Source organism: Bradyrhizobium sp. (assembly GCF_049512235.1).
Lineage (GTDB): Bacteria > Pseudomonadota > Alphaproteobacteria > Rhizobiales > Xanthobacteraceae > Bradyrhizobium.
Genome location: NZ_JBEKXH010000321.1, coordinates 1 through 7574 on the forward strand (window position 1 = coordinate 1; position 7574 = coordinate 7574).

Sequence of the window (7574 nt, forward strand, 5' to 3'; positions counted from 1 at the left end):
TCTCGGGCCGGCTCACGCTCCCCACATGCAGTCCGGGCGGACACTTGAGCTTGCCGGCCGCCCCACCAGCCCCTGTTCCAGCCCAGATGGCTCAAGCCGCTGCCGCTCCTGCCGCCGCTGCGACGGCCCCGATCTCGGACTACAGGGGGATGTACAGCAATCCCGGATATGGCGACCTCGTGGTCAGCAGCGCCGGAAATCGCCTCCAGATCAGCTATTACGAGTCCAGCTGGGAGTTGAGGCAGCTCAGTGACCTGCAGTTCGTGTTCAAGGTGCTGGCGTTCGGGACCGAATTTCCCGTGCTCGTCATGTTTTCGAAAGACGCCGGCGGCGCCATCACGGCGTTTTCCGCCTCGCTGGTGCTTAAGCCGCAAGTGCTGATGATCCCGTTTGCCAAACGCTAGCTGGCGCGGCATCTCGGCCAGGTGCGGCTTTGACCATGGAAACATCCCCTGTTCCGCTATACTCTCGTCAGCGAACATGGGCGTCAGGGTCCGGCGGATGCTTTGCCGATACTGCAGCAGCGACAATCGTGCGACCAATGCATTCTGCGAGAGCTGCGGAAAGCGGCTCCAGATTGTCTGTGCGGCGTGCGGCCATATCAACGGCCCCAGCAGCCGATTCTGCGGCAAATGCAGCGCGTCGTTGAGCGTCCCCACGCAGCGGCCGGAGACGGAGGAGATGTTGCAGGCGCTGAGCGTCGCCGGCGGCGAGCGCAAGCAGCTCACGGTCATCTTCGCCGACATCAGCAACTCCACGGCCTTGATTGACCATGTCGATCCCGAAGACGCCATGCGGCGGATCCAGCCTGTAATCGACGCCATGCGGCGGAGCGTCGAGCGCTACGACGGCATCGTCAACAAGGTGCAGGGCGATGGCGTGATGGCGCTGTTCGGCGCCCCGGTGCCGCGCGAAGATCACGCGGTGCGCGCCTGCGCGGCGGCTCTGGCGATCCAGGCTTCCGTAGCCGAGCTGGGCGACCCCGGCCTGAAAGTCAGGGTCGGAATGCACAGCGGCGAGGTCATCGTGCAGGCGGTGGTCAACAGCCTCTATCGCACCTACGACGTGGCCGGATCGGCAGCCCATCTGGCGTCGCGGATGGAGCAGATGGCGACGCCGGGCGAAATCCTGCTGACCGGCGTCACGGCCGCAGCCGCCCGACACTCCGTGGAAACAACATCACTTGGGTCTCATGCGGTTCGCGGCGTGTCGGAAGAAATCGAGATTTTCAGGCTGGAGCGCCTTCATTATGCGCCGGCCAGCGTCATTTTTCGCAGCCAGACGGCGCTCAGTCCGCTCATCGGCCGAAGCGCGGAACTCGATTTGCTTGAGGCGGAACTTGGCAGCGCAGCGGCCGGATCGCCCCGCGCCGTCGGCGTCGTCGGTGAAGCGGGATCGGGAAAAAGCCGGCTTTGCTTCGAATTCGCCGAGCGCTGCCACGATCGCGGCTATCGGGTCTATGAAGCCCGGGTGACCGCGCACGGCCACGCGACGCCCTACCAGCCCATCCTCGAATTGGCCCGCGACTATCTCGGCATCGAGCCTGCCATGCAGGCCGATGAGGCGCGGCAGAAGGTGGCCGGTGTGCTGTCGACGCTGGCGGTCGACAACGATGCGCTCCCGCTGCTGCTCGGTTTTCTCGGCCTGGTCGACCCGGCGGCCCAGCCGGCGGCTCAATTCGACCCTGCGATACGCAAGAGGCGGCTTATCGATCTGCTCCGTCTTTTCGTGCGCTCCGGCCAGCAGGAGCGGCCGGCTCTCGTTCTCATCGAGGACCTGCACTGGATCGATGCAGCGAGCGAGGAATTCATCGATGTGATGGTAGACGCCACCATCGGTACCAAGACCATGCTGCTGTTCAATTTTCGCCATGGGTACAGCGCGCCCTGGATGCAGCGAAGCCACTATCGACAGATCAACCTGTCGCCGCTCAGCCCGGCGGAGGCCAAGGGGCTGTTGAGCGAACTTCTCGGACCCGATTCCTCGCTTGGGCTTATTTCGCGAAATATCACCCAGCGTGCCCAGGGTAATCCGTTCTTTCTCGAGGAGCTGGTGCGCTCTCTGGTGGAGAGCGGTGAATTTGAAGGAGATCGCGGCGGCTATCGCCTCGCAGGGGGCATCAAGGCCATCCCCTTGCCCCCGACGATCGAGGCCCTGCTGGCGGCCCGGATCGATCATCTCGATGAACCGGCCCGCCGGGTGCTGCAATATGCCGCCGTGATTGGCCGCGAGGTGCCCCTCACTGTTCTTGAAGCCGTGACGGCATTGCCATCGGCCGAGCTGGCCGATGCGCTTGTACGATTGCGCCGTGCTGAATTGCTGCGCGAATTGACGCTTGACCCCGGCGTCCATGCCTTCTCGCATCCGCTGGTCCAGGAGGTCTGCTATCGGATGTTGCTACGCGAGCGACGCGTCCGCATTCACGCCGACGTAGCGCGGATCATGAAACTCCATTTTACGGACCGCAAAGAGGAGCGCGCAAGCCTTCTGGCCTACCATCTCGAGGAGGCCGGCGAGCCCATGGAAGCGGCTCAGGCACTCATCCGTGCCGCGTTGTGGATCGGCACGCATGATGCGAGCCAGGCGCTTCGAAGCTGGAAAAAAGTTCATCAATTGCTGGACGGCCAGCCGGCATCCGACGCCATCAACTATCTGCGCATGCATTCCTGCATCCAGGTCTTGTCGTTCGGCTGGCGGGAGGGCGTGTCGGCCGAGGAGGCGCGGCGCTGGTTCGAGGAAGCGCGGCAATTGGCGCTGTCGTCCGGAAATTCGCGGGCCAATGCCTGGATCCATGCGGCCTATGGCCGGACGCTTGCGGCAGGCGGTTCGGCTGACGATTACGTCTCGCGGACGCGCGAGGCGCTTGCGCTGGCAACCGGAATGCAGGACCGAAGCGCGGAGGTGATGCTGACCGCCGTGCTGTCGCAGGCGATGCGGCTGTCGGGACATCTGGATCTGGCGCTGCAAGCAAATATCGAAGCGACCGGCAGCGCTGACGCGATCGGCGAGTTCGAGCGTCAGCTCTTCAATTTCGACGTCGAGCGCTGGCTGACCGTGATGCGCGGACAGATTCTGGTCCAACTCGGCCGCTTCGACGAAGCAAGGCCCTATCTTGACCGTTTGCTGCAGACCGACATCGATCCCGGCGACATGACGCTTCATCTCGTCAGCGTAGCCTATGTCGACCTGGCGTGGGCGATGAAGGACAGCGAGCTCGCCGATTTTCACGCCGAGCGCGCCATGACGATGGCGACTGAAACTGGCAGCCCCTATGTCCGCGTCAACGCGCTGGCCTGCCGCGGGGTTGCGCATCTGGTTGCCGGCCGATTCGGCCATGCCGTCGACAATCTCGACAAGGCGTTGCGCTTTGCGCGGTCGCTCAAAGCCGGGCTGGAGGCTGAAGCGCGGATCCTTGCCGACCTCGCCAATGCTCATCGTCTCAACCATGATCTTGAGAGCGCAGGGCGCGTTGCCGTCGAGGCCATCGAGGTGGCGACGGCGCGGGCGGCACGCGTTCCGGAGTGTCTTGGCCGTATCGTTTATGCGGACGTGCTGCAGCAGGCCGATCAAGCCGAGCGGGCCCGCTCCGAACTGGCGAGGGCCCGAACCTTGATGGAGGAGACCGGTGCCAGGCTCTATGGCGCGCTGCTGGACGAGGTCGCGACCCGCATCGAGCAAAGTGCCGGCCAGACCCCTTCAAAAGATGCGATGCACGCGAAGGTCCGGAATAATGGGAGTTGCGCGTAGTCCGGAGAGGTGCCACTCTTACGTTGTGACGAATTCGCTGTAATCATTTGAGTGGAGATTGTGGATGCCCCATCTTCAAACGGCGCTGGGTACTCTCAACACTGCATTTTCGAGGGACAACATTGCCAAGCTGGTGCCCAATCGGCCGGCGTTTCGTGAAGGTCAAGAACTTGCCCAGGGTGTTGTGGTGCACCAGAAGATGGCGCTGCACGCGGACTGGATGAAAATCTTGCGACAGATACCCGTGGGCATGCAGGAAGCAATCCGTGCGATGATCCATCACGCGCTGGGAACGAACCCGCCGACGCCGATCACATTCGCCTGGGCGCCCGGCTATGACTATGAGCTTTCGATCTGGCAGGCGCCGGATACCCGAACATCGCGCGGCGGCATCACCATGCTGATCAAGAGCCGCTATCCTGACGACGACCATCCGTTGAAGAACGAACCGCCTTACGGATCCTGAACCGGCGGCACTTCCCGGAAATGGATGCGTGGCCGGAGTTCGTCACGTCGCGCGGGCGGCGTCGGCGAACTCTCCGCAGCGCGCCTGCACCCATGTGAGATAGTCCGCCGAACGATCGATAACCAGGCTCTTTGAAAGGCCGAATTGCTCGAGCGTATAGGCGTGCGGCGGCCTTGCGGCGGCTCGCTCGCGATCGAGATAACGCGTCATCTCCTGATCGAAATTCGCGCAATACGGATAACCGAAGCGCCGGTAGATGCTGCGCACCGTCCTGATCGGGTCTGCGACGAGATCTTCAAAGCGAATGTCGGTGATATGGTCCGCCTTGCTCGCCGGCGCTGCGATAGACCGGTTCATGTGGTCGATGAATATGTCAAGCAGCGTGGCCGCGACCTCGCGATAGTCCACCCGCGGCGCAAACAGCCGGCGATAACCGGATACGAGACTGCACATGGATGGTACAGCGTGGCACGGATGACGGTGCAGCCTGACTACATTCGCGTCGGGAAAGACGTCAAACAGCACGGGCATGAAATGCAGATGGGTTGAGGCCTTGCTCACCCAGAAATCGCGCCGAATCCAGAGCTGTAGATGCTGGATCTGCAGCCGGTAATGCGAATAGAGATCCTTGAGTTCGCCATTGTCGAGCTGCTTCAGCCATTGCCAATATTCAGGCACCTGATAGAGCATCGGCATGAGTGCGGAGTGCCGCATCATCCAATGACACTCGTCAGGCGCGCGGGCTGCCATCGGATGAATTTTCCGGATCAACGGATCAGACGCCGTAAATGCGTCCAGCCGCCGCTGCGCGATCTCGATGCGTGGATCGGAAGCCACCGACTCGGGACGCGGCGGGGGCGACGGATTCAACAGTTCCCATAATAAAGGGGCGCGCGCATGGCGATCGAGCGCGAGCAGGTTGTGAAGGAGAGTGCTCCCGGTGCGGCCGAATCCCGTGATCAGGAGCGGGCGCCTGACCGGAATCTCGGCGATCTCGGGATGGGCCGCGATATCGCGGGACACGCTGAGGTCGGCCAGGATGCGGATAAACAGTTCGCGCTGCAGGCGACGCAGCGCAGGCTCGTCGTAACGGCCCGGGATCTCAAGCGCCGAGGCCAGACAGCGCAATCCATCGACGTATACATCTTGCGGCGGGTTCGGAGAGGCGCGAACCTTTCGCGCGGCGACGCGCCAAAGGTCATCGATATCGATGACGCGAGTTGCTGGCATTGCCGCGAAACACAGCGCTTTCCGCGGTCGACCGGCCTGGCCGCCGCACTCGAAGTTCAAGGCGAGGCTACGCGCGCCGACAAGGGCATTCAAGACCCCGCGGGCGCCGGCGCGGTACTCAATCGCCGCTTCGGACAAAGTTCTGGTGCCGTTCAAAAAAGGATTTGACACGTCGGGCAAATCACCGGTATATGTTCATGATCGCAGAAGTTACATCCCGCGCCGGGAAATCGGTCGCGGGTTTTTATTTTCAACTGGCGTCGCGCCAGGCCCATAAGGTTTGCGCCAGCTACCAAATCCCGTCGCAACTATCGCGCTGGAATGTCTCCGATCATCAATGCTCCCTTTGCCGCCTTGACCGTATTGGGCATCTCATCCTCGTCGAAGTGCGCCTTCCCCCACGGTCAATCTCAATCGCAGACTGATCGGCGGAGGCGACACACCGGCGTCGGCCGCGGGCGCGATCGCCGGGGATGAGGATCGCAGATCGATTCGAAAATCCCAGAGGTCGGTATTTGTACGGGTTTAGAGCTTAACTCGATGCTAGCAGTATCCGGGCATTCTATACCCAAGCGGACATGGGATCGGTTGGACATTGGCTGACGATGACGAGCAACCGGCGTGGTTGTCGACCGCTTGTGCCGGACGGGCCGATCGGCGGCTCGCGATCCCGACCGTGCTTCTGCTGGCCGCGATGTTCGCCATCATCGTACCGTTTGCCAAGCATCCGCTGGGTAGCATCCCTGCGTTGATTCCATCCCACCTGACCGCGGTGGCCATCGTCGATCTATTGACCGCGGGCTTGCTGTTCGCGCAATTCAATATTACCCGCTCGCGTGCGTTGCTGGTGCTTGGCTGCGGCTATCTGTTCACTGCCCTCGTGATCATTCCGTTCGCGCTATCCGTTCCCGGCCTGTTTTCAGAGGCTGGGATACTGCCGGGCTCCGGACCGCAGACCACTGTATGGCTTTATTTGTTTTGGCACGCTGGTTTTCCGCTCGTTGTGATCGTCTTTGCCCTGGTGAAAGATGACGACCGGGCCCAACGCGAAATCGAGCCGTCGAGGAATTCGAGCGGCCCGGCAATTCTTTGTGGCGTCGGCATTGTCCTGCTGGCGGTGGTGGCGCTGGTGCTGCTTGCTACAATCGGTTCGGCGCTGCTGCCGCCAATGTTCCAGAACCAGGTCTATACGAGCGAAAAGAACATCGTCGTCACTGCTCTCTGGATGATTTGTGCCACGGCCCTGCTGGTGCTCTGGCGACGGCGGCCGCACTCGGTGCTCGACCTCTGGCTCATGGTCGTGCTGTTCGCATGGCTGTGCGAGGTCGCACTCACTGCGGTGTTCAGCGGCGCGCGGTACGATGTCGGTTTCTATGCCGGCCGTCTGTTCGGCCTGTCGGCCGCAACCTTCGTCCTGATGATGATGCAGGTTGAAACGGCGAAAATGTATGCCCGGCTCACCCATTTGTTGGCGGCCGAGCAGCAGAACCTGCGCCACGAGGCAGCGCTGCGGCGGCGCCTGTCCGATACGTCGTTGATCGAGCAGCAGGCCGCGAATGAAGCGGTCAAGCAGGCGCTGACGCGCCAGCGCGCGGTGTTCAACTCCGCCTTGATCGGCATCATCACCCTGAACGAGGACGGCAGCATCGAAACCCTCAACCCCGCCGCAGGCACGATGTTTGGTGTCGAGATCGCGGACGTTGCGCGCTTTGATATCGGCAAATTCATAGATCTCGGCGGCCACGGCGAAACCGGCATGGCGGTCCTGCTTCCCGTCATGGTGGCCGAAAAGGCAGGGGTGCGCGAGCGCGTGGCCTACCGCTCCAACGGCGCAGCCTTTCCCGTGGACTTCGAACTGGTCGACATGCAGACCGAACGGCGAATGTTTGTGGTATTCGTGCGTGACATCACCGACCGCAAACGCGACGAGCGTTTGAAAGGCGAATTCGTTGCCACGGTCAGTCACGAACTGCGCACGCCCATGACCTCGATCATGGGCTCGCTCGGGCTGCTGGCCGGCGGCGCGGCGGGAGAACTCGGCGATTCCGCCCGTCGTCTGATCAGCATCGCCCATGGCAATTGCCAGCGGCTGGTGCGGCTCATCAACGACATCCTGGACATCGAGAAGCTC

Annotated in this window: 6 protein-coding genes and 1 pseudogene; 6 read left to right on the top strand and 1 reads right to left on the bottom strand. The window is 62.3% G+C overall.

Annotated features, from left to right (window positions below; all coding sequences use genetic code 11):
- The 4 genes and pseudogenes from ABSG20_RS24745 to ABSG20_RS24760 all read left to right on the top strand — a co-directional run.
- Positions 1–404: DUF3471 domain-containing protein (locus ABSG20_RS24745; RefSeq protein ID WP_423867130.1), on the top strand; the 404-nt coding region annotated here is incomplete at its 5' end.
- Positions 405–501: 97 nt separating this feature from the next.
- Positions 502–624 (top strand): annotated as a pseudogene (locus ABSG20_RS24750) (double zinc ribbon domain-containing protein); the annotation flags it as partial.
- A 57-nt stretch (positions 625–681) separates the two neighbouring features.
- Positions 682–3747, top strand: a complete 3066-nt coding sequence (locus ABSG20_RS24755) for an ATP-binding protein (protein ID WP_423867133.1) — start codon at positions 682–684, stop codon at positions 3745–3747.
- A gap of 64 nt (positions 3748–3811) precedes the next feature.
- Entirely contained in the window at positions 3812–4213 is a 402-nt protein-coding gene (locus ABSG20_RS24760; RefSeq protein ID WP_423867131.1) for a hypothetical protein, read from the top strand.
- A 42-nt stretch (positions 4214–4255) separates the two neighbouring features.
- Here ABSG20_RS24760 and ABSG20_RS24765 read toward each other — a convergent pair whose 3' ends face one another.
- A complete protein-coding gene (locus ABSG20_RS24765) occupies positions 4256–5224 on the bottom strand; it encodes a sulfotransferase family protein (RefSeq protein ID WP_423867134.1) in 969 nt (322 codons plus the stop codon).
- On the opposite strand from ABSG20_RS24765, the gene ABSG20_RS24770 reads away from it, so the two are divergent.
- Positions 5111–5611, top strand: coding sequence for a hypothetical protein (locus ABSG20_RS24770; RefSeq protein WP_423867135.1), 501 nt, complete (start codon positions 5111–5113; stop codon positions 5609–5611). The genes ABSG20_RS24765 and ABSG20_RS24770 overlap by 114 nt on opposite strands.
- Positions 5612–6038: 427 nt before the next feature.
- The coding region (locus ABSG20_RS24775; protein WP_423867132.1) for an MASE4 domain-containing protein at positions 6039–7574 on the top strand (1536 nt) is incomplete at its 3' end.

What these genes read in the sequence shown, in the direction of transcription:
- ABSG20_RS24755 (WP_423867133.1), top strand. Translation starts at nt 682, where the DNA reads ATGTTGCAGGCGCTGAGCGTCGCCGGCGGCGAGCGCAAGCAGCTCACG.
- ABSG20_RS24760 (WP_423867131.1), top strand. Translation starts at nt 3,812, where the DNA reads ATGCCCCATCTTCAAACGGCGCTGGGTACTCTCAACACTGCATTTTCG.
- ABSG20_RS24770 (WP_423867135.1), top strand. Translation starts at nt 5,111, where the DNA reads ATGGCGATCGAGCGCGAGCAGGTTGTGAAGGAGAGTGCTCCCGGTGCG.